Genomic DNA, 24715 nt, shown 5'->3' with positions numbered 1-24715 from the left:
AGCAAGGTTTTAACGTTTGTTTTTTGGAGGTCCTCTTGAAATACGGAAATGTTATTACAAAATAAAGGAAAATAGGTGTTAACATTTGGCAAGGGATTACGGTATAGTGAAAGTAGAAGACTTTCAGAAAGGTTGAATAAGATGGCTCATATTATAATATTTAACAAAAATATTCTTACCACTATTATTTCTTTTATAAAGATAATTTGCTCTGCACTATTTGTTGGATTCATTGCTGTTGCTGGTATAGCATTAGTGATTTACACTTTTATGATATTAGAGGAATTCATTTCCTCAATTATATAGGTTGTGCTCGGTTTAACATATGCTTAGATTTTAAAATGATTGTTTACATAATATTTTTATTTAGTATTAGTAAAAGTTTTGACTAATGAATCTAAAAACAACTAAAAGTATAGAATTATGTATATATCTCTACATTATATAATAAGAATTAACTACATAGTTAAGGTGACAGCTTGTCTCTTCATTGGTCATTCAAATTAAGTATGTTCTACATATTTTAAAATTAGAGGTTATGGCTACTCCAATCATATAAAAAAGGATGCTAACGCCTGGCATTATTTTTTTTATAATATGATTGGTGATTCGAGCTGTTTGAATACTGTTGCCAAGACCACACTATAACTTTATAGGTCTTTCCATCCTTGTACATATTTTTCCCCTTGATAACCCCAACATTTACTCCAAACATCAAGACAAGCACTGGGGGTACTAACCCTGTTTCTGAAAACGTGTTTGTACATAATCTTCCTAACTCACAGTCTTTTTTAGCTGTTTCTTCATCCCCACACTATATAGCTAATAAATCAGAATATATAAAGTTAAGGGGGAGCAACCAATGTATTCGCGAACTATATCCCTTCTCTGAATGTTTTAACAATAGAAGCAGTACTAGTAAATATGATTAGGGAGAAGATAATTAGTAAAAAGTGTGAGGTCATTTTTTTTAAAATGATTCTCCTTTTAGGTGCTTTCATATACAAATTAATATGGCTATGCCTTCATAGCCAGTTATACTCTGCTGTTTAATAAAAGTGTTTAAAAAAAATATAGAAGGGGAGAGTCCATTGTACAAGCAGATGAAATGGTTATGTCTGTTAATGGTTGTTATGGTTATTAGTTTTAGCTCTGTCAGTCCCTTGAAAAAGGACGAGGCTTCTAATGCCGCTGGAGGAAGCCAGTTAAGCTCTAAAATCGCCAAGGTGCTAAGCCATCCTGATTTAAAAGGTGCCAGTATTGGAATAAGCGTGAGAAATGCATCTAATGGAAAAATAATATACAAGCATAATGGGGATACCAGATTAAGGCCGGCCTCAAGTATGAAGTTAGTTACCGGTGCTGCTGCTCTTCAATTACTTGGAGAAAACTATCGTTTCAAAACTGAGATCTATACAGATGGTAAACAAAAAGGAAGTACCTTAAAGGGAAATATTTACATCAGAGGGAAGGGGGATCCTACTCTAGGGGAGAAGGATCTAGACAATATTGCTTTAGCTCTAAAAAAGAAGGGGATAAAGAAGATTAAAGGAAATCTTGTGGCGGATGATACATGGTATGACCAAATCCGATTATCATTGGATATGCCATGGAGTGATGAGCAAGAGTATTATGGTGCTCAAATTTCTGGATTAACCTTTTCCCCCAATGCTGATTATGATGCAGGTACAGTGATTATACAAGTCAAGTCTGGCAATAAAGTAGGTAAAGCCGCCTCTGTAACCATGACTCCAAAGACGGATTATGTGAAGATATCGAACAAAACCAAAGTTGGTAAGGTTAACAGTAAAAATACTGTTAAGATACATAGAAAACATGGCAGCAATGGAATTACTGTCACCGGGAATGTCCCTCTAAATTCCGGTACTACAAAAACATGGATTTCTGTATGGGAGCCTACTCGATATACCCTTGCTTTATTTAAAAGATCTTTAGAAAAGCAAGGCATTAAAATTACTGGGAATTATACAGCCGGAAAAATACCAGCTAAGCCTACAAAGCTTGCCACCGACCATTCACCTAAATTGGGTACGATTCTTGTACCATATATGAAGCTTAGTAATAATACAATATCTGAGGTTCTTGTAAAAGAAATGGGCAGGGTAAAAGGAAAAGTGGGAAGCTGGGATAAGGGATTATCAGTTGTTGAGGGCCAGTTTGTCGATTTGGGGATTGGAAATGATGCCATACTTATGAGAGACGGTTCAGGGTTGTCTCATGTTAGTATGATCTCAGCTAACGCATTAACAAATTTACTTTATAAAGCGCAAACCAAACCATGGTATAAAACATATAAGAATGCACTTCCAGTAGCAGGTGATAGTGATCGAAGTGTAGGAGGGACATTAAGAAACAGAATGAAGGGCACAGCTGCACAAGGTAAAATCATAGCCAAAACAGGTACGATTTCAACGGTCAGTAGTTTGACGGGATATGTAAAAGGAAAGAAGGGGAATAAATACGTTTTCTCCATCATTATTAACAATGCCAAGAAAGAAAATCAGCTGAAGAAAATTGAAGACGAGATGGCTGTCATTCTGGCTAGCAATTAGAAAGAACAATCCAATTAAGTAGGACCTGCACTATTATGAGCTCAAGACCATCTAACCTTGGTGCAGGTCATGCTGATATCTGAATTAGTTTTGTATTTTATAGTAATCTATAAATTATTTGAAATCATGAGTATAAAGTGATGAAGATTCTTAATAGGAAGATCATTGGTAATAAAATGATAAATTTTGTCACGGAGTATTTCGATAGTCCTTCAATAACTAAAATGGCAAATACGGCATATATGGTTATAAGCAATCCGAAAATCCAGTCATTAAAGCCAAAGTTCAACTGTAAAAAGGTTATGCAGATAATCGCTAAGAAATGGAGACCGTCGTACTTATCTCTGTTCAAAAAAAACCGCTCCTTTCCTTTATAGTCTATTCATGATGTAGGAATGGGAACATTTTAAAAACATCATTAAAACAAATAAACATGTAACTGACGTCTTTATTCTGAGGCACATTCGTTCCTTTAAACTGTACACTATGTCAATTGTATTTTTATAAACATAAGGGGGAGACCTATATTAGGTATTACCTTATACTATAAAGTTAATGGCAAAGGTATACCTCCTATTTTTGTAAAATTCATTGGTACATAGAATAATGCTAATTAGTTGGAATCCTTTTACTTAAAAAGCGGCATTTAGCAATTCTAAATGATAATTTTTGATGATAAAATCAATAAATAAGTTTCACTTAATTATTGAAAAAATCAGAATGCATGTTTAAGAATATGCTGATGAATTATGAGGAGGAAAGAGAATGCTTTTGCCTTCTGTTGTACTTGCGGTGATCGGTATATTACTCATGATGAGTGGGAACTCGATTAGAAAAAAAGGAAAAACGTCCTTTATCGCAGGGAATAATGAAGTCTTTATTCCGAAGAATGAGAAAAAATTGGCTGAAAGAATAGGGTGCATCTTTTTTTATTATATAAAAATCCTTGAAGGATACCATTTCGCAATATTGGCAATTCTTCATTTGGCGATTGTTTTTATTTTTATGCTTATGGATCAATTCGAAGCAGGGAATTCATAAGAAGATATGCCTCTTGGAGTACTCCTTTTTAAAACTATTCATTACAAAAACATTGACTTAGCACATTAGACATATCGACAATGGGATGGTTTTTGCAATTCCGCTAATCTCATCCTTAATCATTAACAGAGTTGAAACAAAAGAATGTCGCAATAAAAGGAGTGGAATTTTCACTCCTTCTTTTAATTATTGGTATTATTTTAAGTCTCATTTTGCTTAAATGTAGATTGTGTGAGTGTTTGAGTAAAGTGCTGATAGGCTAAGAGAGAGGAAATAATAACTCCTGATAGTAGTATGCTGGAATAAATAAATTTTGTCCCCACATGATCAGAGAGTATCATTAAACCTGCACTTGCCATTACACAAGCCAAGACCGAAAAATAATAAGCATGAGTCTTTGGATTTTTAATACCAATATAACTGGCTAAGATGAGGATACTAATGAGACATATCAACATAATAGCAGGAAAAAACGGCTGGAATTTTGCAGCATAAACCAGGTAATCTAATTTTGATACTTGATCGGCATGTGAAATTCTTTCTGCTGTAAGCATAGTAAATGGAGTGGACCACCGCCATTCGAAAATGTCATCTCGGAGAGCACTTCCTTCATAGAAAGCGGCCATTGTTGATAAACATAGCAATAACAATGAAGCTGAAAGCGGAATAATGGTTTTCAGTTTCATTTTGTATCCCTCATTTTTTATAGTATGGATCATGTAGTTACCAAAAAATATGACTGGAATCTTCAATTGTTAGCAAACTCTGAAAAAATATCTTATAATCATGTGAAATCCAGCTCAGGAAAATCAATATAGGGATTTCGATTTCCTTGGAGTTTAAAAATTGCCCAATTTCGATGTTTTTCATGAAGAGAGACCGGATGGTTGTTGTGCCATTTTTTGTATAGGTCGATATCAATCAATGACATTTTTTCTTGTATAATTTCATCAGGATACCTCATTAAAAAATATAAGCATGCTCGTGCTATTTCACCTTTGCCATTTTCAGGCTCAAACCTTTGATTGCCATCTCTTTTTCCGCAAAAGGATTTTATGACTTCTTTATAAGCTCCAGGTTTGTAGTCTTCAAAATCATAATAAGGAATATTACTTCTGAATGAATTACAATCTTTTTCACACGTAAATAAATGATGAAGATCTCCAACCATGGGGTGTCTTTTCTCAAACCACGATTGTGGAATGACATGTTCAATATTGAATTGGAGAGACCGCAATACGGACTCAATCAATATATTTTTATGTTCATGAAGCACTCCGAAATCCTTACTCAATACTTGTATCATTTGGTCGATTGCCGCATCTTCCAGCAGTTTATCCTGAGCAATTACATCACTGGGATTTAAGCTTTGGCCGGAATATATGCTTTTTATTTGACCATCTTCACGCAAATCTACCCATGAATGGAGCGCTTTTCTGCTGGTTGAATAGGAGAGCTGGGGATTATGAGTTCTTGTCAGCAATTCGGTCAGCTCCGAAACTAAATTGTCATTTGAAAAGTCATCCAGTGGAAGGTTTTTGTAATACATATCAATAATGCTCTGGTCCTCTTTTTCATCGTAATAAATTTCATTAATCATGTCTGTAACTAGCTGGAATTCAATTTTCTCTGTAGGTTGTTCCTGAAGTTGGCGGGTAAGGGGTTGTGTAACATGAATAATAGAGTCATAGCATACATTAAGAGTTTCCTTTATCAAACGGTGTGAGGGATTTTTATGGAATAAAGCTAGCAAAAAATGGACGGTATCCTGCAAGATTATTTCATAGGAATGAGAAAAAGACGGATGGATTCTTTTTTTCATCAGCTTCACCTCTTTATTTTGATAATATCAAGTGTGGAAACAAATGTAAATAAATGATGGTTACAGATTATCTAGAGGTTAAGAAATATATGATTTCAGTAGAATGATTATAAGATAATCATAGAGTGAATATTAACAAAAAGGGTGAAGAAATTCTTCGAATAATAAAATTTTCTATAAATCAATGTATAATATATCGTTTAAAGTTAGAATTAGCTATTGTATACGAGGGTAGAACTATTTATTACATAATGTAATCATTATTCCAATATTGTAGTTATATTTAAAAGAAAATTCTAAATATAATTACTTTTTATATCCTTCCATATATAAGAAGACAACTTTTGGTAAACCGTTTATACTTTTAAGTACTTAGCAGAAGGAGTTGGTATTTATGGTTACAAGCACTAGTTTAGAAGTAGAAGAAGAGATTAAGGCTATACAAGCTGAACATGAAATGTTAGAAGACACGCCTGAGGATTTCTTTGAAAAAGCTCCGTATCACTACAAAAATAATTACGGTGTAAAATTTGCTGCAATCATTGAAGAAGACTCTGTATTATTTACGAAGGATGATCAGGATTGGGGAAATAAGCTTTTAAGATTCTCAAAAGGTCAAGCTGAAGAAGCTATTATTCAATTAAAAAAAGAACAGATAGGTAAACTTGATAGAGAATCGATTAATATGCATAATCCAATGAATCGAATTTTAATCAGTATAGGAGAAACTCTTTTTTTAGCATCTGTATTACAGACTGCACTTGAAAAATGGCGCAGTCCCAAAAAATAAATATTTGAATATTACTATTATAACGAAATAATACCTCTAGTCTCATAGACTTGTCTATGGGGCTTTTATTATATCGGCCGATGTTAATTTATCATGAACTATAAAAAGTGCTTTTTCTCTTTTGGCTTATTTAATACTCTGATTATCGTTTGTTTCACAAAGTCCCTTACTGAAAGATTCAGTATGATTAGACTATGTATCGTCTTTTACCGCTGCTCCTTCATTTATTAAAAATATTTGTATATCTAGCACCCAAGAGGAAATAAATGTTAGAAGTGATAAATGCTTGATCAAACGCTAGCAGGAAGCGAAAAAATTATAGATATGTTCGGTATCTGATAAATGGAAATGTTTACGGATATTACTTTTGGGCATACATCTAATGTAAAATACTCTAAAATTTGAAACCATGAGTGTTGCTGTACGTAATGATAGTATATGTTAAATAACTAAAGGATGAAAAATTTGTTACATTATAAAATCTATAGTCAACAACATAAAGAATGGGTTGTTTTAGTACACGGTGCAGGAGGTAGCTCAACTATTTGGTACAAGCAAATTCGAGTATACCGTAAGCATTTTAATGTGTTGGTCGTCGATCTTCGCGGCCATGGTGATTGTGAGATTGAGAACAGTCCAACTAAATATACACTTGATTTGGTTAGCGAAGATATTTTAAATGTTTTAGATGAAGTAAAGATTGATAAAGCTCACTTTGTAGGAATTTCACTGGGGACAATGCTGATTCGTCAGTTAGCTGAGACGAACCCTGAAAGGTTTCATTCGATGGTACTTGCAGGCGCTGTAATACGTATTACACCAAGGCTGCACTTTTTACTTGGTATCGCAAATATGTTTAAGAAAATAATCCCATTTATGTGGTTATATAAACTATTTGCCTGGATTTTAATGCCGAGAAAAACCCATGAAACTTCACGTCATTTATTTGTTCAAGAGGCGAGAAAAATTAAGCATAGAGAATTTTTGCGTTGGTTATCACTAACTGGTGATATCGCAAGCTATTTATTGAAAATCAATGAAAAAGATACACATATTCCTACATTATATATTATGGGAGATGAGGATTATGTGTTTTTAGAACCAGTGAAGCGGCTAGTAAAAAAACAATCATCAAGTCAGTTAGTCATATTAAAGGATAGCGGTCATGTATGTAATATAGATCAAGCTGCCCAATTCAATGAGATATCCTTACAATTTTTATTGGCGCATTGAAATAACAAAAAGCCAAAGTTGATGATAGTAAAGCGATTGGCATATATATCGATTAAACAATTCATTTACTAAAATAATCTTAATTCTTTTACATCGGTTATTAAACCTTTTAGAGTGATGTGGTAATCTCTCTAGAAGGTTTTTTATTTTGGACTGTGAATGGGTGTGATGAGAGAATATAGTCCACTCTCCTCTTAATATTAGTACTTGTTTTGTATATATTGAATATAAACCCAATTATTCATCATAGGTTATTATATAAACCAATCAATAAGTTTTTTAATCCAGTATTGAGGGAAAAGAGAGATAGATAGAGAGATGGGGGTATACAGAATGTCTAAGATAGAAATCCCAGAACTTCAAGTGGAACAATCCTACCTACAGTTCATCTTCCCCTTTCAAATAAAGGACTCACGGAGTGAGGGCTTGGTTCAGCAGTTAATAAAAGAGCAGTGGGAGTTTTTTGATTTAAGAGATACAAGTCAGGATTGCAAATTTTATGGAGATATACGAGTATCTCATGAACGCATGGAGAAATTTTTTCTTCCTAATATGGAGCCCATTTTATTTCCCCCAACTATAAAGGATAAAAATGCATTTCGTCGCTTTAGTAAAATTATCAATCAAAAGGGTTGTTTACAATCCAAGTATTTAGAAACTGATTTTATATTAGTATCTTTTGATATCTTTGTTTGTCCGTATAATATTGGCATTATGAATATGCGAATTAATTTGCCTGATCATATGAGCTATAATGATGTTCTTCATTTTATAGACTTATTCAGACAACTAGATAAACCGCATGATATAGTTATTAGATTAAATGAAAAAGAGTATTCTGAAACAAAAGGAATTATTTTCAATGAATATTGTCCATGGCTGGAGGATCATTTGTCAAAGAAAGAGCATACAACCTATTTTGGCAGTTTGCCATTTTTTATAGAAGAACGTATGCAAGTTTACTACTATTTAGCTTTCGAAAAGAATACCCTCCTGGATGAAATTTCTTTATACAGAGCCGCTTTGATTAAGGGATATGATAGGGAAGGACATCCCTATGCCGGTGCTAAATCGGAGGCATACATCCATCGCTTTTGTGATCAGCATGTATATGATCGATGGGGCGATTCTTCCTATTATATAATCAGTAATTATGCATTTGTCTGTCTATCAAATGAATGTGAAGAGAAAAGTAAATTTATTGCTGAGCGTATGTATGGAGAAAATTTTTACACAAATATTTTATTCTTTTTCAATCGACTCCTCTTATTAGAATTATCGTATGAGAATTCCCAGCTGAGAGTGGATGATAAAAAAGGTTCTATTGAAAAGCTTATCATTCGAATCACGAATTTTTCTGCACAATTTTATCAGCCTGAAGTACATAGCCGGATTTTTGGGAAAGAAATCTATTTAAAAATGAAAGATATTTTTCATATGGATGAGCTTTATAATCATGTGAACCGAACACTTGGCAATCTCTATAAAAACCACGAAAAGCTAACAGGGAAACGACATGAATATTTACTTACGTTTTTAACTACATATACGGTTATTTCGGGAATTTACGGCATGAATCTGGTCATTGAACAGGATTGGAAAGGGAATATTAACTGGTCCCAGGCTGCATCCTATTCCTTCTTTGAATATATCGCTTTATTTGTAGCATTATCCGGAATTGCGTTGGGTGGAGTGTTAGGAATCGTAACAGTCTATAAATGGATGAAGGAAAAAATAAAATCTAAGAATGATTGAGCAGGGGAATGGCAGATGATTGTAGAACCTAACAAACAAAGGAATTATAAGGAGGTGTGAGTTTGAAAAAAAGTCTAAGCTTTATTTTATGTATCCTCCTGTTGGCAGCATGCGGGCAAGAACCCAGTCCAAACAAAGGAAGTGATGATAAACCAATGAATATAGATAAGAGTACAAATCGTATCAATGATGCAAGTTTAACGTCAAGCTTAGTCCAAAAGAACAAAGTCGAAAATGATTACTTATTTGTATATACAGTTGAAAACGAGACAGCGAAACCGATTAAATTAACGTTTAACAGCGGCCAAACGTTTGATTATATTTTAAAGGATCAAGCGGGAAAAACAATCATCCAGTATTCAGAGGGAAAATCCTTTATACAGGTTATTACTGAAAAAGAACTGGTTAAAGGAGCGCAATTAACGCATGATATCCATTTGAAAGACCTTGAACCTGGAGAATACACTCTAGAAGCATGGTTAACAGCCAAAGGGGTGAAGGATGACTCAAGGAAAAAAATTCAGTTCAAAGTAGACTAACGAAAGGAGGGTACCAATTTATATTATATTTGGATACTTAACCTTCAAATCAATGTAAAAAAATAGCCCAATCATATTTTAATTTTATAATATGATTGGGCTATTTTTTTATGATTCAATTCCTAATGATTCTACCTTATACAACTATCAAGCCAGACACATTCGTGTTCATTAAATAGTTAGTTTTGTGTTTCTATCTTCTTCTTAGCAGCACGTTTTCTCGGTTTAGATACTTTAGCCAGATATAAAGCTTTATTATTTATTACATCTGTGAACCCGCTTAGCATCATTTGAGCGGATAAAATGGTTAATCCTAAAAATAGGATAGGTATAAGTGGTAGCCAGGGATACCCGATCAGATTATCGTAAGCTTGGCCAATCAAACCTGACCATTCGTGAGAAGCTGAGTTAGCATTTCCATCAGAATCCTGTAATGTACCGCCAAAGAAAATTTTTAGTACTCCTAGATGAGCTAATACAACGAGTACTTGTATGTACTGCTGAATCAAAATAATAACGATATTTTCTTTTAAATGAGGAAGTATATGTGTCTTTAATTTATGTAGTTTACCGCCACCTAACACCATAGCAGCCTCCATGAATTCTTCTTTATGAAGTTTTTTTATTTCATTAGCTTGATAGATAGCCAATGTCGGTACAGCATAAAAAGTTAGAATTGCTATTTCAAACAAAGCTCTTTCCCAAAATGGAAAAGGAGAACCATCTCCTCCATAGACAATTACACTGAATAGAACATAGTATGCTACTAACGTTAGTGGAATCACCGTAATTGGATCAAATATTTTTTCGTACCAACGAATATACTTTTGGCAATATACTCCTAAAAAAGCGCCAAATATTAAGGCAAATAAAACCCGTAAGATAGCAATGAGAAAAGCAATCCCTATCGTAAATTTTGCACCATGTATAATCATATGAAGTAAATCTCTGCCACCTGAATCTGAACCAGCTATAAACCCATGTGTAAATGGCTGGTAAGGAGGAGAATCTACTATATTCGCTTGATCATCCATATATAGAGGCACAGTTCTAATCGTACTATCGTTAAAGAGTGTATTAGCCATACTCAAAATCAATAAGATAAATACAAATAAAAATCCAACCATAAATGTTTTATTTTTTAGCAAAAGTTTAATCAATCGCTTCACCTCTTACAACCGGGGGAATTAACCAATCGCATATACGATAAATAAGATATAATGGCAAATAAATCATCAGTATACCGATTACAAATATTTCGGGTGATTTTCTAAAGATAAAATAGATAATCCCTGTCATATTGAACATATACTCCAAAATAACCAAATTAGATATAACAAACCAAATCGCCGTTTTGGAATAGTGGTATAAACTGAATAATACATTTTTAAATATATGAATATTAAATATGTATAGTGGCTTCATTCCCTTAGTTACAGCATATTCTACATATAACTTCCCTTGTTCTTTCTCAAATTGCTGTATTAAAAATTTAGTCAACAGTAAGGTTAAAGGCAAACTAAGACATACAATAGGGAGAAAAAAGGCCCGATCATCCCCCGCGGAAGCTACGTTAAATAAGAGCGTACCTGTTTTTTTAAAGGACATAATAGTAAGAAATTGAAGTGCGATTATATAAAATATATCTGGTAGGGACTCAATAATCGTGAGAAACCACATAATCTTACCTTTAATTGTTTGAAAAACTAATAGGATTAGGTAAGTTAATAAGAATGCAAGTATGGTTGAAATTAAAAGTGATGCAACAATCAGTAGGACTGATTCTTTATAATGGTAGAATATTTGTGGAAAAACTGGTCTTTGGATGCCCATCCCATATGTGATATCTAGAGGGTGTAATAACGATAGAAAAGTGTTTTTGATTTCTACTAAGAAAGCAAAAAAATTAACAGAAATATCTCTGAAGAGTGTTGGCAATGCACTAACGCAGATAATTACAAAAATGGCTATAAGCACTTCTGTTATCATTACTGCAGTTTTTTTGAAAATTAAAATAAAATCATCTCCTTTTTATCCTAATTTTTGGATATAATTTCATCATAATTATATCTATCTTTTTTGTCTATAAATTATTTTTGTTTCCAGAATACGAATCTTTAAGTCTATTTACACGAATATATGGTTATTTAATAAAAGGAAGTTTGTTAAAAATAACTGAGAGGAAGTGATTAATAATAAAAGGTTTCTGCCCATATTTTTGCTTATTTTTCTTGTAACGTTAGTAAGCTGTTCTCCAAAAAAAGAAACCGAAAATAATAAACCAAAAGAAACCATAATGAATCAAGAATGGCAAGTTCGTAATGAATATAAATTTTATTAACGGTAAATCCAGAACCTAATCTAATAGCAGGTAAACCATTTGGGTAGGTATTCCATTTTACTGCCCCTTTTAAAACCTTTGAAGGTAAAGAATTAGCTATATATGCCTATCATAAAGAAACAGAAGAGAAGATAACGGCTCTAAATCCAATAAGAATCAAAAAAGAACCGTCACCGGGTTATTCAAAATTAGAGCGTTTTACAGTTAATTTTGAAGTTCCTCAAAGTGGGTTATGGCGTTATGAAGTTATATAAGACAATGAGTTTTATGCAGACGTTGTTTTTTTAATTAAAAATAAATAGAGTAATAGATTTAATAGCGGCATTGATTCAAGGCGAATTACTACCTTTTTTCGATGAATTCTTACAGGGGTAAAGGGCAGTTCTTCGGAAGAAAGAAGGACTTTCTATTTTATCTGTCGAATAAATTTAAATTATATGTCGTGAAAAGGAATGGTCTATATGAAGTTAATTAAACAATTTATTTTAAAACGTCCTGCTGAAAAAAGACTTACTTATTTTTATGCTATGGTTGTGACGGATGAACAGGTGTGGCTACTTCGTGATAAAAATAATGGCGACTTATTACTATTAGAAGATGAAGGAGAATATCATTTTTTGCTTCCAGTTTGGCCAAGCCGAAGTTTTGCTGAAATAGAGGCTGCTAAAATAGATCATAATTCATACGAAGCTTTTAACGTTCCATTAACTACATTTTTAGATGATATACTTGTTGATATTGAAAATGACCGTGGTATTGCGGTGATTTTTCCTAACGGGAAAGATTCGAACATTCAATCACGTGATGAAATTAAGGAAATGATTCGTAATCTATAGGATAGGTTGTTCCTACTGGCTGGGTAGGTTAAATGAATAATAAATGGAATTATTTTGTACTGTGAAAGGGGAATAGGATTGTGATTTTTAATTATAGTGATTTTATTAGTCTATCTCTTTGACTTTGTAAAACTGAGAAAGCAAAATGAAATAATAATCGCACAAAACGAAAAAGTTATTGCCCTATTGGAGAAAATTGAAAATAAGTAGTATATATTTTGCGGCTTGCGGAGGGATATAATTGGGGTTTTAATAGTTCTTTTATATTGGATATACCATTTTCCTTGTCTGGTTAAATTCAAATAAAAGAGGATACCTAGCCTCTATAATAGACTTGGTATCCTCTATTCTGCACACTCTTTTTCATATAAGAGAAATTATGCCCGTTTCTCAAATAATTGTACAAGTTCTATGATGACTTCGGTGGCTTTTTCCATACTTTCAACAGCTACATATTCATATTTACCGTGGAAATTTTCTCCTCCGGCAAAGATGTTAGGAGTAGGCAGGCCCATATAGGATAGTTGGGAACCATCTGTACCGCCGCGAATTGGTTTAACAATTGGTTTAATGCCCAAGTTTTCCATGGCTTGATGGGCGACATCGACTATTTCCTTTACAGGTTCAATTTTTTCTCCCATATTATAATATTGATCATTCATATCTAATATAATATTTTCTTCGCCGTATTTAGCCTTGTATTTTGCAACAAGGTCTTTCATCGTCGCTTTTTTGGCTTCAAATTTTTCACGGTCATGATCGCGGATAATATAAGCGGCATGAGTACGTTCTACATCACCGTTTAACGATAGGAGATGATAGAAGCCTTCGTAGCCTTCTGTATATTCGGGTGATTCTTCTTTTGGAAGCTCATCATTGAAATTCATGGCAATCTTTAAGGAGTTGACCATTTTATTTTTAGCGGATCCTGGGTGGACATTGGTTCCTTTAAAAGTCAATTTTGCCCCTGCAGCATTAAAGCTTTCAAATTCAAGTTCACCAATGGGACCGCCATCCAGTGTGTAAGCAAAGTCAGCATTAAAACGCTCCACATCAAACTTATGAGGGCCTCTGCCAATTTCTTCATCCGGTGTAAAAGCGACACGAAGTTTGCCGTGCTTAATTTCCGGATGTTTAATTAGGTAATCCATTGCCGTTACGATTTCAGCGATGCCTGCTTTATCATCAGCACCAAGCAGAGTAGTGCCGTCAGTGGTAATAAGTGTTTTACCTATATACTCTTTTAGCTCAGGAAAGTCTTTCGGTGATAGGATGACATTAAGATTTTTATTAAGCGTAATATCACCGCCATCATAATTCTCTACGATTTGTGGTTTTACATTCTTACCGGTAAAATCAGTAGCCGTATCGACATGAGCAAGGAAGCCGATTGTTGGTACTTCTTTTTCTGTATTCGCGGGAAGGGTGGCAAATAAATAGCCATTTTCATCAAGTGTTACTTCTTCCATTCCTATTGTCTGCAATTCATCTTTTAGAAGATTTAAGAGGTCAAATTGCTTCTCTGTAGAAGGGCATGTTTGACTGTTTTCATCGGATTGGGTATCAATTTTTACATATGTAAGAAAGCGTTCAACTAATTTTTTATTCATCAGATTCATCTCCTTCTGTATTCCTATTATAACGAAAGTTTTATAGATCAACAAAAAGTTATTCGAATTTTCTTTAGGTTAATATTTCCGTACAGAGGTAATTTTATTTATTTCGGGTATTCTTATATAATGGGGATGGAAAGAAAGAAGGGATCGATACAACCATGTTTACAATTGGAAGCCGCACAGTTAAGACAGCGATTGGCGCGATGATTGCCTTGGTTATTGCTCAAGTTTTGTCGCTGGAAAATACAGCAACCGCTGCAGTTATCACCTTATTAAGTGTTCAGAGTACACAGCGCAGAAGTATACAGATTGCATGGCAGCGGTTTGCAGCTTGTATACTTGGGATTTTATTGGCTGTATTGATATTTGAAGGATGTGCTTATACAGCTGTTGCAGTAGGTTTATTATTATTTATTTATATACCGGTCATGGCTAAGCTGGGGCTTCAGGACGGTATTGTACCTGGTTTTGTTATTGTCATGCAATTATACATATCGCAAAATATTACGTATGAGCTTATTTTAAACCAAATCTGCATCGTATCGATTGGAATTCTGGTCGCTCTTTTGTTCAACTTATATATGCCAAGTGTTGAAGGTGAGATTAAGAAGATTATAAAGGAGCTAGAAGGAAATTTTAAAGTGATCTTCTTGCAATTCGGTCAGTTTATTCGGAAAAAAGAACGTGTTTGGAATGATGAATACATTATTAAAACAAAGAAGCTAATCGAAGTGGGTATGGAATTAGCCAAGAGAAGTGAGGAAAATTCCTTTTTTAAAAGAGACTCCTATTATTTGCAATACTTCACTAAAGTGCATCAGCAATTCCAAATCGTTGAGCGAATGGCTCCTTTAATCATTCATCTGCCTACAACATTTGAGCAGAATGAAATGGTAGCTGACTTCGTAGATGATTTGGGTGCAAATATAGAAGACCGGAATCGTCTACTGTTAAAATTACAGAATCTAAGAGGTAAGTTTGAGAATATGGATTTACCAAAAACAAGGGAGGAGTTTGAAACTCGTGCTGCCCTGTTAATCTTGATCAATAAAATTGAGCAATTTATCGAAATCCAATCGTAGTAAAGAGAACGTGCTGTTTTCAAAACAGTTCGTTTTTTTTGTGTGGAAGAAAGGTATGGCGTCTTATAATATTGCTGCTTCTGGCCGTAAACTTTCACAGTATTCATGCAACAATTTCCATCCATCTTCATATCTTTTAAATCTCTGTACAAACAGTTTAACAACCTCTTTCTTTTCACCATCCATTTCAAATGTTACCCAAAATAAAACAATGACCTCATCCTCAGACGCTGGAGTAGTATGTAAAATAGTAAAATTCCATTTTGGGTTATGTCCGCAATATTGTTCAAAAGCTTCTGCCCATCCTAGGCAAGCCTCCTTATATCCCCAATCTGAAACGACACCATCCGCATTTGCCCAACGAACAGATAAATTCAGAGAAAGCTTGGAAATCATCAATTCAGTATTACAGCTATTCCATATAGATTGAAATTCAAGAAAGAAGGACTTAAAATCCTCAATAAGTACTGACTGATTCAAATTGGAACCTCCTCGTTAAAGTAAAGATGGAGCCTCTTTAATACTATTCTATACAATGGATATATTTCCCTTTTATCAATAAGAGAAACTATTTTGTATGAGAGCATTTTATCATTCATTTTGAAAGCATGTGTTTAAAAATGCAAAAAGCGCGTCTATGTTGCTAAAAGAACACAAAAGTACAATATAAATCAAGCTTTGCTCTTTTTCAACAAATATATGGTGTATTGAATTAATTCATGTCAAAAAGGAGCGAACGATTCATTTGCTCTTCAGATGGTAATTAATTGAAAATGGAAAATAGATGGAATATACTGAAAGCGTTCACAAAATGATGGATATAAATGGAGGGAATTAAATGACCACTACTATAAGCTCTAATATTAGTCCCAAATTAGCAGAGTTTCTAAAAGGTACAAAACAGTTATATATGAATGGTGAATTCGTAGACTCAGTATCTGGTAAAACATTTGAAACAATGAATCCTGCTACTGGTGAAGTTTTGGCTGTGATTTCAGAAGCGCAATCTGAAGATATTGATTTAGCTGTCAAAGCTGCACGTAAAGCATTTGATCAAGGACCATGGAGAACAATGAATGCTGCAGAACGCAGTCGTTTAATATACAAATTGGCAGATTTAATGGAAGAAAACAAGCTGGAGTTGGCTCAATTGGAAACATTGGATAACGGGAAGCCTTTCCGTGAAACATCTAATGCAGATATTCCATTAGCCATTGAACACTTCCGCTATTTTGCAGGTTGGTCGACTAAAATCATGGGACAAACCATCCCAGTAGCCGGTAATTTTTTTAATTATACAAAACATGAACCAGTTGGAGTGGTTGGGCAGATTATCCCGTGGAATTTCCCATTATTAATGGCTGCCTGGAAACTCGGAGCGGCACTTGCTACCGGGTGTACAATCGTATTAAAACCAGCAGAAAACACACCTCTTTCTGCATTATACCTGGCACAACTAATTAGTGAAGCTGGATTCCCGGATGGAGTCGTCAATATTGTCCCAGGATATGGTCCGTCAGCAGGACAACCATTGGTCGATCATCCAATGATCGATAAGATTGCCTTTACGGGTTCGACTAAGGTGGGTAAACAAATTATGAAATCAGCTGCTGATACGCTGAAACGCGTAACATTGGAACTTGGAGGAAAATCGCCGAATATCATTCTTCCGGATGCAGATTTATCAAAGGCTGTTCCGGGTGCATTAATGGGTATCATGTTCAATCAGGGGCAAGTTTGCTGTGCAGGCAGCCGTTTATATGTCCAAAAGAAAATGTATGATAATGTCGTTTCTGATTTAATAACGTGTGCCAAGGATATTAAACAGGGTAATGGGTTAGAAGAAGATACAACGATGGGCCCGCTTATTTCCGCCCAGCAGCAGTCCAGGGTAAAAGGATATATTGACCAAGGTGTTGAAGAAGGAGCCGAAGTGTTAATTGGAGGGGATATTCCATTTGATAAAGGCTATTTTGTATCACCGACCGTGTTTGCAGATGTAAACCATAGCATGACAATAGCAAAAGAAGAAATATTTGGACCTGTTGTAGCGGCCATGCCATTTGATGATATTGATGATCTTATACAAAAAGCCAATGACAGCAACTACGGGTTAGCGGCAGGTGTTTGGACACAGGACTTGAAAAAGGCTCATCAAATCGCACATAAGTTACAAGCGGGTACGGTATGGGTAAATACCTATAATACATTTGATGCGGCTTCTCCTTTTGGAGGGTACAAACAATCCGGTATTGGTCGTGAAATGGGAAGCTATGCACTCGATAACTACACAGAAGTGAAGAGTGTATGGATTAATATGGACTAAGATCTTTAAGAAAGCAGTGTGGTTATGGACGGTAATCACACTGTTTTTCCTTATTTGGTTAATCAGTTAAATAAGAGCATAAATAAGCCCCATAAAAGTCAGAGCTATGTCTGTCTTTTATGGGGTGATTTTATTTATTAAGAGCTTAGCTTTTCTTTAAAGATGGCTCAGTTTGAATTTTTGGAAGGTCTTTTGGTTCTTCCTGTTTAAAGATACTTTGTAAAACGAATGTCTGGATGATCAAGAAGATTCCGCTTGTTATCCAATAGAGCGGAAGAGCAGCCGGAGCCGAAAAAGAAATGAACATAATCATCATAGGTGACAAGAGTCCCATTAATTTCATTTGATTCTGCTGTTCAGGCTGCATTTGGCTTGAGCTGACTTTGAATTGGAGATAGTAAATCAATCCGGCAATTAACGCCATGATCATGTTCGCCTCGCCAAGACTAAACCAAAGGAAGTCATGGGTTGCAATTGTATGTGAGTCCCTAATGGCATAATAGAATCCCATTAATATCGGCATTTGAATCAGCATTGGTAAGCATCCGATATTGAGAGGATTTACGCCATGCTTCTGATAAAGCTGCATCATTTCCTGTTGAATTTCTGCTTTCTTCGCTGCATCAGTTGTTTGTTTTAATTTTTCTTGTATAGCTTCCATCTCAGGCTTTAAAACTTCCATTTTCCGTTTCATATCAGCTTGAGTTTTATACTGTTTAACAGTCAACGGCATGAGCAATAATTTAATCAGCAACGTAGCCAAAATAATGGCGAGCCCATAATTCCCCTGAAATAGATCTGCATTAAATTCCAGTAAGGATAATAAGGGAGAGACAATAAAGTGTTGGAAAAAACCGTCTCCGTTAGAATTGGCTGAACATCCACTCAACAACATTCCTGCGAATAAAACACCTATTAATTTTTTCAATCCATTTCCTCCGATCATGTATTTGTTTATACGATGGGATGGAAATGGCTGCTTTCTTTATCTCCGGGGTTTACCTTAATACGAAATAAAGTGAAAAAGCGTTGAATATGGCGTTTATCTATAATTGGCTGTTTCTTATTGCTTTTTAAAATCGGTTGATTCGTTCCTTCTTCATAGTGGTTACTGAAAAGGACTTTATTTTGCTTATGCACTATGAATAAGGCGGCTAACGGAAAGACAACCGAGAATAAAAAGGCAATTATTAATGTCTGCTGTATGACATCATAATCGTATTCAATTAATAATCCTATCATGGCTGGCAACTCTCCGTTTAAGATTTTCAAATTATGAAGTGATTTGTTATGGATACTATACCATTAAATGAATGCCAGGGATAGAAGAAGTTCTCTTATTTTTAAGTGAGAAGAGACGAATAAGAAGGGAATAAAGTTTTAGCTGAGAGGTGAACAGTTTTTTTTTTGATTGATATTTACTTATATAAACAAAGGTGTTAGCTACCTTAATCATTATGCAGCAAGATCAAAATAAAGTTTAATAAAAGGATTTAACAATATTTTAATCGAATAAATATAGATGCATATAAAAGAGTCAGAATTCGAAGGGAAATTTCTTTATGTTTACTAGAATTAAAGAAGGGGGAGATAGATTTGGAAATAGATATATCAGGTGCAGGAATAAATTTTGGGCTATTTTGTATTGGGGTTGGATTAGCTTTATTGGGGCATTACATAGGTAAAGGACTCATAAATTTTCGTCAGTCTAAAAATGTAATTGATTACAATGTGTTTTTAAAAGAGAGTGACCTAGCCTATATTTTTAAATTAAATAGGAATGAAATAAAGGCTTTATTGACTGAACATCAGGATGTCCCTAAGCTGGTATTAAACGGAACTACCTATTATCCTAAAACAATTAATTGAATGGATTTCATCCAAGAATTTTAGCAGTTAAACGGACGGTTTAAGTAAAAAAAGAACAAACGGCTGGTTTCCCAGTCGTTTGTTTTGTTATTTATAAGCGAATAGACTCTATCCTATAAAAATACTTATATAGAAAGTAAGTAATCACACCGTAATAATGGTTACCTCAATATTTCCTCGCGTTGCTTTAGAATAAGGGCAAACCTGGTGGGCCATATCAGCATATTTTTTAACTTCTTCTTTATCCAAACCAGGGATAGAGACATCTAAGCGGACAGCCAGTTTAAAACCGCCATCTTCTTCATCTTTACCAATCGTTACATTAGACGTGACCGTTGTATCTACTTTTTTTCGATCCTTACGTAATACGAGGTTTAATGCACTGTCATAACAGGCAGCATATCCTGCTGCAAACAGTAATTCTGGGTTTGCAGCTTGTTCTCCGCTACCTCCCAATGCTTTTGGTTGCCTCACATCTAAATCTATAATCCCGTCTTCAGATTTTACATGTCCTTCACGACCGCCTGTGGATGTGACGGTTGCTGTATATAATGGTTCCATCAAACCAACTCCTTAATTAATGATATATAGCACTTTTCCCTATTTTGGTTTTATTAAACAGATTGTCAAAAGAATAGGTATTAATCATTATGAAAATATTTCCTTTTTTATCTAGACTACATAGAAAAGCTAGGTATATAATAATGGTGAAAGTAAATTTATGGGAAGTAGTGTGTATATGTATGGAAACAGAAATGCTAACTATTTTTGATGAATCAGGTTCCGCGATTGGGGTAGCCACACGCGATGAAGTCCATAATAAAGGATATTGGCATCAAACCTTTCAATGTTATGTGGTTGGAAAAGAAAATCATGAAGAATATATGTATCTTCAACTTAGAAGTCATTTAAAAAAAGATTTTGCTAATGTTTACGATATAACTGCAGCGGGACATATTCTTTCAAATGAAACGGTAGCTGATGGTGTAAGAGAAGTTAATGAGGAACTTGGATTAAATGTTACCTATGATCAACTAAACAGCCTTGGTATGTTTCCTAATGTAATAGAAACAGAGACAATCAAAGACCATGAATTAAGTCATGTTTTTCTTTATGAAATGACAGAACCTATGGAGACTTTTATCCTGCAGCCGGAAGAAGTATCTGGAATGGCAAAAGCTCGATTATATGATTTTATTTCTTTTTACAATGGAGATTCAGATCATTTGGAGATTGAAGGCTATAAGCAGGATTCTAGCGGAGGTAAAACCTGGTTTAAGGAGACAATAAGTAAGGACCGGTTTGTACCGCATTCTAAGCAGTATTTTGTTAGCGTGGCAGAAGCTATTTGCTCTAACCGGAAAGCTTAAATCGAGGAAGTGCTTAGAAAAGATAAACGATCGGTAGCATAGTCAACTGAATCTCGGAATGGACATAGAAATCAAAGTAAATTATAACTCAATATATGCCGAGTCTATGCAGCAAGTCTATCAATCTGTGGGCTGGAATAAGCATACAATTGAAATGATTAATCAAGTATTCACAGTAAGCACGCATGTGGCCATTGCTTTTAAAGAAGATAGACTAATTGGTTTTGGAAGAGCGCTATCAGATGGTGTATTTAATGGTGCGATTTATGATCTCGTAGTCCATACAGACGAACAGGGTAATGGAGTAGCTAAGGAAATTATTAACTCTCTATTAACACAATTGAATCCGTATCTTGTATCCACTTAATTTCGACAGTCGGAAACGAGGAATTTTATAAAAAATGCGGATTTTACCCATTGAAAACAGGTATGGCCCGCTATTTGAATCAGGAGTTGGCTGAAACCTATTTGGTTAAATAAAAAAGGGGGAATACAATGTTTGAACAGATTATAACGGAGGCAAATGAACTGCGTGCTCTGATAGGAGAACCAAGTAAACTAGTAAAAAATAAAGTGATTAAACGATTGGATGATCATTGTGTTCATTTCATAAGCAAATCTCCGTTTGTGTTTATTGGTACAACGGATGGAAACGGGAATTTAGATGTTTCACCTAGGGGAGACCAAGCTGGATTTGTTCGAATATTGGATGAAAATTATTTGATAATTCCAGAACGGAGAGGCAATAAAAGAATGGACACCCTATACAATCTTCTAATGAACCCTGGAGTAGGCTTGTTGTTTATTATTCCAGGCTTGGGTGAAACCCTCCGTGTAAATGGAAAAGGGTACGTAGTAAAAGATCCAGACTTGCTTGAGTGTTTAGGTGTTAATGGAAAGACACCAAACATCGGTATTGGGGTTAAGGTAGAGGAATGCTTTATTCATTGTGCAAAAGCATTTATTAGATCAGAATTATGGAACCCGACAACGTGGCCAGATAAAAATTCTCTTCCTCAAGCTTCAAAGATACTTGCAGCGCATGCCAGCCAATTGAAAACAAGAGCTGAAGACATTGAAATTCGATTAAAGGAGGGTTACACAACCAGATTATATTAAGCAATTTTTTTGTTACTCTCTGATAGTAATCTTATTCTTTCGCCACAGTAAAAATAAGACTGTTTTCGTAAGGATGTTGCTTTTGTATAATTTATTCTGAGTTGTAAAACAGCCACCTCCAGGAAGGAAGTGGCTGTTCTCGTTATTTAAAGAAATGACGCGTTAATTCATATACCTTTTTACATAATTATAGAGTGGTTTTACATCATTAATCGGTTTATTTAATACAGGTACGGCTTTTTGCATCCATATTGTCGTGTAAATATCTCGAAGTTCTCCCTCAATCTGTAAATCCAGTCTATATATGTTTTAATCAGGATAGAATGTTCACTTCACCGCATATATTCCATCGCCAAATTGCTTCTATCCGAGCTATAATATAATTAAATATTACAAATTGACCCTATTTTTAAAACTCTCCAACGAAAAAACATTCTAATCTGCCTATTTATATGAATTGAGGTGTTTATATGGAAAAAATCATTGAGGTACGCCGCCTCACCAAAACCTATGGTGACATTACTGCGGTGAATGATATTGATTTTTATGTAGAGCAAGGAAAGCTGTTTGCCTTCCTCGGTCCTAATGGCGCGGGCAAAAGCACGACAATTGATATGTTATGCACGCTCTTGAAGCCAGATAAAGGAGAAATCATCATCAATGGCTTTCAGATTGCTAAAAATGATTCAAAAATCCGTGAATCAATCGGGGTAGTCTTCCAGGAAAGTCTGCTCGACCCTCTCCTGACTGTACGGGAAAATCTCCTAACAAGAGCCAAATTCTATCAGATTCCAAAATCGGAGCTCAAATCCAGAGTGGAACAAGCAGCGATTGCAGCTGATGTCATGGACTTTATTGATCGCCCATACGGAAAATTATCAGGAGGACAAAGGCGCCGCGCTGATATAGCAAGAGCTCTTGTGAACACACCGAAGGTTCTTTTCCTGGATGAGCCGACTACCGGTCTTGACCCCCAAACAAGAAGAAGTGTTTGGGAGACGATTACGAACCTGCAAAGAGATCAGGGGCTGACTGTATTCTTGACGACACATTATATGGAGGAAGCCGCCTCTGCCGACTATATCATGATTATTGATGATGGAGAGATTGTGGCAAAGGGAACTCCTTATGAACTGCGAAATACATATAGCTCAGATATGCTGAAAATTGAACCGATTGACTATGCTGCTCTCGATGAGCTTTTTCAAGCCAATGGAATCAGTTACAAAAACGAGCATCAACTGATGATCATTAAAATAGCGAATACAAAAGAGGCCCTCTCGATTCTAAAATTGGCAGAGCCCTTGATTGCAAATTTTGAAGTGATGCATGGGACAATGGATGACGTGTTCATCGAAATCACAGGAAAGGAAATACGTGCTGATGTTTAATTTAGCAAAGCGTAATCTAAAACTATTTTTTCGGGATAAAAGTGCGGTCTTCTTCTCCTTATTGGCCGTCTTCATTATCATTGGCTTATATGTCCTCTTTCTTGGAGATACCATTGCAGGGGACATGACCGAAATTAAGGAAGCTCGATACTTAATGGACAGTTGGATTATGGGCGGTCTTCTTGCCGTTACCTCTGTCACGACGACAATGGGCGCTTTTGGCACAATGGTAGAGGATCGGGCAAATGGCAATGCAAAAGATTTCTATGCTTCGCCATTAAAAAGGTATCAAATCGCTGGTGGTTATGTAATCAGTTCATTTATGGTCGGCCTCATCATGTGTATGGTCACTTTTGTCTTAGCGGAGATATATATTGTCGCAAACGGTGGGGAGCTTTTGCCACTCATAGGTATGTTAAAAATCATTGTGTTGATGTTCCTATCGGTTCTAGCCTCAAGCGCAATGGTGTTTTTCTTAGTTAGCTTCTTTTCAAGTGTTAATGCATTTGCAACTGGCAGTACGATTATCGGGACATTAATCGGGTTTCTTACCGGCATTTACATACCAATTGGCAATCTTCCTGATGCTGTACAAATGATTGTGAAGATCTTTCCGGTCACCCATGCAGGCGTCTTATTTCGTCAGGTATTTATGGAAGAGCCCTTAAAAATATCATTCGACGGTGCACCAAGTGCTGCAGTCGATGGTTTTAAAGAAGAACTGGGTGTTGTGCTGACATATGGTGACTTTACTGCCCAAGGCAGCACGCATATTCTTGTCCTGGTAGGAGTCACCATTTTATTTTTCGCTCTTGCCGTATGGAATGTATCACGAAAGAAATCTTAGCAGGGGACATAGTTTCCTGCTATTTTCATGCACTAATATAGTTATCTTTTTCCTGAATCAATTTCATGTTAATCCAGCTAAATTGCCCTTCACCGCATCCTCAACCAGTATTTTTTAATAATGACTCTTATTCGATTATTATATCGAAGCTGTATGATCCTTTCT

25 protein-coding genes are annotated in these 24715 nt (G+C 35.1%); 15 read left to right on the top strand and 10 right to left on the bottom strand.

Annotation, left to right across the window (positions count from 1 at the left end; genetic code table 11):
* Positions 1-1091 precede the first annotated feature (1091 nt).
* Entirely contained in the window at positions 1092-2573 is a 1482-nt protein-coding gene (gene dacB / locus AC4G3N_RS06895; RefSeq protein WP_225983682.1) for a D-alanyl-D-alanine carboxypeptidase/D-alanyl-D-alanine endopeptidase, read from the top strand.
* Between the two features lie 124 nt (positions 2574-2697).
* On the opposite strand, the gene AC4G3N_RS06890 is transcribed toward dacB, so the two are convergent.
* Positions 2698-2925 (bottom strand): hypothetical protein, encoded by a 228-nt coding sequence (locus AC4G3N_RS06890; RefSeq protein WP_139063780.1) that lies wholly within the window; start codon positions 2923-2925, stop codon positions 2698-2700.
* A gap of 413 nt (positions 2926-3338) precedes the next feature.
* Here AC4G3N_RS06890 and AC4G3N_RS06885 point away from each other — a divergent pair, with 413 nt between their 5' ends.
* Positions 3339-3614, top strand: coding sequence for a hypothetical protein (locus AC4G3N_RS06885; RefSeq protein ID WP_491089957.1), 276 nt, complete (start codon positions 3339-3341; stop codon positions 3612-3614).
* 200 nt (positions 3615-3814) lie between these two features.
* Here the strand turns inward: AC4G3N_RS06885 and AC4G3N_RS06880 are convergent, their stop codons facing one another.
* Both AC4G3N_RS06880 and AC4G3N_RS06875 read right to left on the bottom strand, forming a co-directional pair.
* Positions 3815-4300 carry a DUF4306 domain-containing protein gene (locus AC4G3N_RS06880; RefSeq protein WP_066100001.1) on the bottom strand — a complete coding sequence of 162 codons (486 nt, stop codon included), beginning with the start codon at positions 4298-4300 and terminating at the stop codon, positions 3815-3817.
* Positions 4301-4398: 98 nt separating this feature from the next.
* Positions 4399-5436 (bottom strand): endonuclease I family protein, encoded by a 1038-nt coding sequence (locus tag AC4G3N_RS06875; RefSeq protein WP_077247924.1) that lies wholly within the window; start codon positions 5434-5436, stop codon positions 4399-4401.
* A 394-nt stretch (positions 5437-5830) separates the two neighbouring features.
* Here AC4G3N_RS06875 and AC4G3N_RS06870 point away from each other — a divergent pair, with 394 nt between their 5' ends.
* The 4 genes from AC4G3N_RS06870 to AC4G3N_RS06855 all read left to right on the top strand — a co-directional run bounded on the left by AC4G3N_RS06870 (position 5831) and on the right by AC4G3N_RS06855 (position 9753).
* Positions 5831-6226, top strand: coding sequence for a hypothetical protein (locus tag AC4G3N_RS06870; protein ID WP_066099998.1), 396 nt, complete (start codon positions 5831-5833; stop codon positions 6224-6226).
* Between the two features lie 465 nt (positions 6227-6691).
* On the top strand, positions 6692-7459 hold the full coding sequence (locus AC4G3N_RS06865) for an alpha/beta fold hydrolase (protein ID WP_066099995.1): 768 nt from the start codon (positions 6692-6694) through the stop codon (positions 7457-7459).
* 333 nt (positions 7460-7792) lie between these two features.
* The gene (locus AC4G3N_RS06860) at positions 7793-9214 is read left to right on the top strand and encodes a hypothetical protein (protein ID WP_066099991.1); all 1422 of its coding nucleotides are present in this window, start codon (positions 7793-7795) and stop codon (positions 9212-9214) included.
* Between the two features lie 62 nt (positions 9215-9276).
* Entirely contained in the window at positions 9277-9753 is a 477-nt protein-coding gene (locus AC4G3N_RS06855) for a BsuPI-related putative proteinase inhibitor (RefSeq protein ID WP_491089956.1), read from the top strand.
* Positions 9754-9932: 179 nt separating this feature from the next.
* Here AC4G3N_RS06855 and AC4G3N_RS06850 read toward each other — a convergent pair whose 3' ends face one another.
* A complete protein-coding gene (locus AC4G3N_RS06850) occupies positions 9933-10913 on the bottom strand; it encodes an ABC transporter permease subunit (protein ID WP_066099986.1) in 981 nt (326 codons plus the stop codon).
* Positions 10906-11742, bottom strand: a complete 837-nt coding sequence (locus AC4G3N_RS06845) for a peptide ABC transporter permease (protein WP_140461319.1) — start codon at positions 11740-11742, stop codon at positions 10906-10908. The genes AC4G3N_RS06850 and AC4G3N_RS06845 overlap by 8 nt, the downstream gene beginning before the upstream one ends.
* Positions 11743-12555: 813 nt before the next feature.
* On the opposite strand from AC4G3N_RS06845, the gene AC4G3N_RS06840 reads away from it, so the two are divergent.
* Positions 12556-12930, top strand: coding sequence for a DUF2750 domain-containing protein (locus AC4G3N_RS06840; RefSeq protein ID WP_066099981.1), 375 nt, complete (start codon positions 12556-12558; stop codon positions 12928-12930).
* Positions 12931-13307: 377 nt separating this feature from the next.
* On the opposite strand, the gene pepT is transcribed toward AC4G3N_RS06840, so the two are convergent.
* Positions 13308-14540, bottom strand: coding sequence for a peptidase T (gene pepT / locus AC4G3N_RS06835; protein ID WP_066099978.1), 1233 nt, complete (start codon positions 14538-14540; stop codon positions 13308-13310).
* A gap of 164 nt (positions 14541-14704) precedes the next feature.
* Here pepT and AC4G3N_RS06830 point away from each other — a divergent pair, with 164 nt between their 5' ends.
* Positions 14705-15628 (top strand): aromatic acid exporter family protein, encoded by a 924-nt coding sequence (locus AC4G3N_RS06830; protein WP_066099977.1) that lies wholly within the window; start codon positions 14705-14707, stop codon positions 15626-15628.
* A gap of 63 nt (positions 15629-15691) precedes the next feature.
* On the opposite strand, the gene AC4G3N_RS06825 is transcribed toward AC4G3N_RS06830, so the two are convergent.
* Positions 15692-16108: a hypothetical protein gene (locus AC4G3N_RS06825; RefSeq protein ID WP_066099976.1), complete on the bottom strand. Its 417-nt coding sequence runs from the start codon at positions 16106-16108 to the stop codon at positions 15692-15694.
* Between the two features lie 358 nt (positions 16109-16466).
* Between AC4G3N_RS06825 and AC4G3N_RS06820 the strand changes: the two genes are divergently transcribed.
* Entirely contained in the window at positions 16467-17954 is a 1488-nt protein-coding gene (locus AC4G3N_RS06820; protein WP_066099972.1) for an aldehyde dehydrogenase family protein, read from the top strand.
* Positions 17955-18099: 145 nt separating this feature from the next.
* Here AC4G3N_RS06820 and yidC read toward each other — a convergent pair whose 3' ends face one another.
* The gene (gene yidC / locus AC4G3N_RS06815) at positions 18100-18882 is read right to left on the bottom strand and encodes a membrane protein insertase YidC (RefSeq protein ID WP_308810529.1); all 783 of its coding nucleotides are present in this window, start codon (positions 18880-18882) and stop codon (positions 18100-18102) included.
* Between the two features lie 26 nt (positions 18883-18908).
* Positions 18909-19196 (bottom strand): hypothetical protein, encoded by a 288-nt coding sequence (locus AC4G3N_RS06810; RefSeq protein WP_066099970.1) that lies wholly within the window; start codon positions 19194-19196, stop codon positions 18909-18911.
* A gap of 354 nt (positions 19197-19550) precedes the next feature.
* Between AC4G3N_RS06810 and AC4G3N_RS06805 the strand changes: the two genes are divergently transcribed.
* Entirely contained in the window at positions 19551-19823 is a 273-nt protein-coding gene (locus AC4G3N_RS06805; protein WP_490551768.1) for a DNA-binding protein, read from the top strand.
* A gap of 144 nt (positions 19824-19967) precedes the next feature.
* Here the strand turns inward: AC4G3N_RS06805 and AC4G3N_RS06800 are convergent, their stop codons facing one another.
* Positions 19968-20384: an organic hydroperoxide resistance protein gene (locus tag AC4G3N_RS06800; RefSeq protein WP_140461321.1), complete on the bottom strand. Its 417-nt coding sequence runs from the start codon at positions 20382-20384 to the stop codon at positions 19968-19970.
* A 182-nt stretch (positions 20385-20566) separates the two neighbouring features.
* Between AC4G3N_RS06800 and AC4G3N_RS06795 the strand changes: the two genes are divergently transcribed.
* From AC4G3N_RS06795 to AC4G3N_RS06775, 5 genes are all read left to right on the top strand, one after another.
* Positions 20567-21193 (top strand): NUDIX hydrolase, encoded by a 627-nt coding sequence (locus AC4G3N_RS06795; RefSeq protein WP_066099964.1) that lies wholly within the window; start codon positions 20567-20569, stop codon positions 21191-21193.
* 58 nt (positions 21194-21251) lie between these two features.
* Complete coding sequence (locus AC4G3N_RS06790) at positions 21252-21560, top strand: GNAT family N-acetyltransferase (protein ID WP_306821531.1); 309 nt, start codon at positions 21252-21254, stop codon at positions 21558-21560.
* 128 nt (positions 21561-21688) lie between these two features.
* Entirely contained in the window at positions 21689-22312 is a 624-nt protein-coding gene (locus tag AC4G3N_RS06785) for a pyridoxamine 5'-phosphate oxidase family protein (protein WP_491089955.1), read from the top strand.
* Between the two features lie 470 nt (positions 22313-22782).
* Positions 22783-23703 (top strand): ABC transporter ATP-binding protein, encoded by a 921-nt coding sequence (locus AC4G3N_RS06780; protein ID WP_139891164.1) that lies wholly within the window; start codon positions 22783-22785, stop codon positions 23701-23703.
* Positions 23696-24550 (top strand): ABC transporter permease, encoded by an 855-nt coding sequence (locus tag AC4G3N_RS06775; protein ID WP_066099955.1) that lies wholly within the window; start codon positions 23696-23698, stop codon positions 24548-24550. The genes AC4G3N_RS06780 and AC4G3N_RS06775 overlap by 8 nt, the downstream gene beginning before the upstream one ends.
* Positions 24551-24715: the final 165 nt, after the last annotated feature.

This window comes from Bacillus sp. z50, from assembly GCF_058313585.1.
This window is presented reverse-complemented; position numbering and strand designations above follow the sequence as displayed.

Bases quoted from the DNA above. Each gene is read 5' to 3' on its own strand.
- AC4G3N_RS06775 (WP_066099955.1), top strand. From the start codon at position 23,696: ATGTTTAATTTAGCAAAGCGTAATCTAAAACTATTTTTTCGGGATAAA.
- AC4G3N_RS06830 (WP_066099977.1), top strand. From the start codon at position 14,705: ATGTTTACAATTGGAAGCCGCACAGTTAAGACAGCGATTGGCGCGATG.
- AC4G3N_RS06810 (WP_066099970.1), bottom strand. From the start codon at position 19,196: ATGATAGGATTATTAATTGAATACGATTATGATGTCATACAGCAGACA.
- AC4G3N_RS06820 (WP_066099972.1), top strand. From the start codon at position 16,467: ATGACCACTACTATAAGCTCTAATATTAGTCCCAAATTAGCAGAGTTT.
- AC4G3N_RS06840 (WP_066099981.1), top strand. From the start codon at position 12,556: ATGAAGTTAATTAAACAATTTATTTTAAAACGTCCTGCTGAAAAAAGA.
- AC4G3N_RS06790 (WP_306821531.1), top strand. From the start codon at position 21,252: ATGGACATAGAAATCAAAGTAAATTATAACTCAATATATGCCGAGTCT.
- AC4G3N_RS06870 (WP_066099998.1), top strand. From the start codon at position 5,831: ATGGTTACAAGCACTAGTTTAGAAGTAGAAGAAGAGATTAAGGCTATA.
- AC4G3N_RS06785 (WP_491089955.1), top strand. From the start codon at position 21,689: ATGTTTGAACAGATTATAACGGAGGCAAATGAACTGCGTGCTCTGATA.
- AC4G3N_RS06860 (WP_066099991.1), top strand. From the start codon at position 7,793: ATGTCTAAGATAGAAATCCCAGAACTTCAAGTGGAACAATCCTACCTA.
- AC4G3N_RS06885 (WP_491089957.1), top strand. From the start codon at position 3,339: ATGCTTTTGCCTTCTGTTGTACTTGCGGTGATCGGTATATTACTCATG.
- AC4G3N_RS06875 (WP_077247924.1), bottom strand. From the start codon at position 5,436: ATGAAAAAAAGAATCCATCCGTCTTTTTCTCATTCCTATGAAATAATC.
- AC4G3N_RS06845 (WP_140461319.1), bottom strand. From the start codon at position 11,742: ATGATAACAGAAGTGCTTATAGCCATTTTTGTAATTATCTGCGTTAGT.
- AC4G3N_RS06795 (WP_066099964.1), top strand. From the start codon at position 20,567: ATGGAAACAGAAATGCTAACTATTTTTGATGAATCAGGTTCCGCGATT.
- AC4G3N_RS06880 (WP_066100001.1), bottom strand. From the start codon at position 4,300: ATGAAACTGAAAACCATTATTCCGCTTTCAGCTTCATTGTTATTGCTA.
- pepT (WP_066099978.1), bottom strand. From the start codon at position 14,540: ATGAATAAAAAATTAGTTGAACGCTTTCTTACATATGTAAAAATTGAT.
- AC4G3N_RS06800 (WP_140461321.1), bottom strand. From the start codon at position 20,384: ATGGAACCATTATATACAGCAACCGTCACATCCACAGGCGGTCGTGAA.
- AC4G3N_RS06780 (WP_139891164.1), top strand. From the start codon at position 22,783: ATGGAAAAAATCATTGAGGTACGCCGCCTCACCAAAACCTATGGTGAC.